1 protein-coding gene and 1 pseudogene are annotated in these 1,395 nt (G+C 70.4%); one reads left to right on the top strand and one right to left on the bottom strand.

Going from position 1 to position 1,395, the window contains the following annotated elements:
* Positions 1–197: 197 nt before the first annotated feature.
* Positions 198–734, top strand: coding sequence for a MarR family winged helix-turn-helix transcriptional regulator (locus tag OOT08_RS14160; RefSeq protein WP_325093434.1), 537 nt, complete (start codon positions 198–200; stop codon positions 732–734).
* An 8-nt stretch (positions 735–742) separates the two neighbouring features.
* Here the strand turns inward: OOT08_RS14160 and OOT08_RS14165 are convergent.
* Positions 743–1,395 (bottom strand): annotated as a pseudogene (locus tag OOT08_RS14165) (phosphodiesterase); the annotation flags it as partial.

The raw sequence follows: 1,395 nt of genomic DNA on the forward strand, positions 1-1,395 counted from the left end.
CCCGGCGAAGAGCGGGTGCCCGGGCGGCAGGAGCTCCGTGGTCACGAGGTAGGTGCTGCCCCAGATGGCCGGGGCGAGGGCTGTGAGCAGTGTGGTGCCGAGGCGGCTCATTTGATTCCTTAGCGTTAAAATGTTTAGCGTTAAACAAAATACGCCCTAGACTGGGGCCCGTCAAACTGTTTCGCGAGGGGAGAACGATGGCAGCGCACGCAGACGCCGGGGACAGCGTCACCCGCATTCTCGGGCAGTGGGCGGCGGTCCGCCCGGGCCTCGACCTCGCCCCGATGGGCGTGATCGGTCGGCTGACGCGGCTCAGCGCCTCGTTTGCCGAGGAGATCCAGCGCGTGTTCGGGGAGTACGACCTGCGCACCGGCGAGTTCGACGTGCTCGCGACCCTGGTTCGCTCGGGGGCGGGGCCCCGGGGCCTCACCGCCGGGGAACTCACCGCGGGCGCGATGGTCACCTCGGGCGCGATCACGAATCGACTGGACCGGCTTGTTGCGAAGGGTCTCGTCACCCGAGAGATTGACCCCGCGAACCGGCGCAGCGTCCGCGTGGCGCTCACGGCTGCGGGCAGCCAACGCGCCGACGAGGCGCTGCGGGCCCACCTCGCGAACGAGGAGCGGCTCCTCGCCCCGCTCGACGCCGAGGACCGAGCCGAGCTTGACCGCCTGCTCGCGACGCTGCTCCGAGCCCAGGAGGAATCCCCGGGGCCCGGCACGCGCAGCGGCTGAGCCCCGCCCTAGACGACCGAACCGGTGAGGTCCGCGCCGAGGCCGGCCGGCAGGCCGCCCGAGATCGTGTGCGCGAGGCTCAGCGCCTGCGCATCGCTCAGCGACGCCACATAGTCGATGATCGCGCGCCCGGTCGCCCGGCGCACCAGCCGATCCGGGCTCAGCGTGAACTCGTGCCCGTGCAGCTCCGTAGGCAGGTGTTCCAGCGCCCGGTACTCCTCAATCGCCTTCTCCACGGACTCTCGCAGCCGCCTCGGGGCGCGGGCCGCGTCCACGGGGTCGCTGAGCCACGCCGAAAACCCCGTCACGAGCACCTCCAGCACTCGGCCCTGCCCGCGCTGCGCGGTCGCGAGATCCGGCCGGTCTAGCACGAAACGGCTGTGCACGAACTTCAGCACCGCGACATCGTGCCAGGCCTGGGTGTCCAGCCGGATGTGCCCGCTCCGAATGTTCGGCTCCCGCTCCACAATGATCGCGTTCTGGAGACGGTCGATCCAGGAACGGGTAAACGTCGCGATCGCGCGATCCGTCTCCGTGCTCCCGTCGTAGGGGGTCGCGAGCAGCCCGTCGCCCAGCTCCTCGCTGACCCGGAGCACCGCGGACTGGAACGCGTCCCGGTCGGCGATCCAGGGGTCCTTGCTCGTGATCGAGCGCCACAAGC

The sequence above is a fragment of the Leucobacter sp. M11 genome (assembly GCF_035726885.1).
GTDB lineage: Bacteria > Actinomycetota > Actinomycetes > Actinomycetales > Microbacteriaceae > JAPFRB01.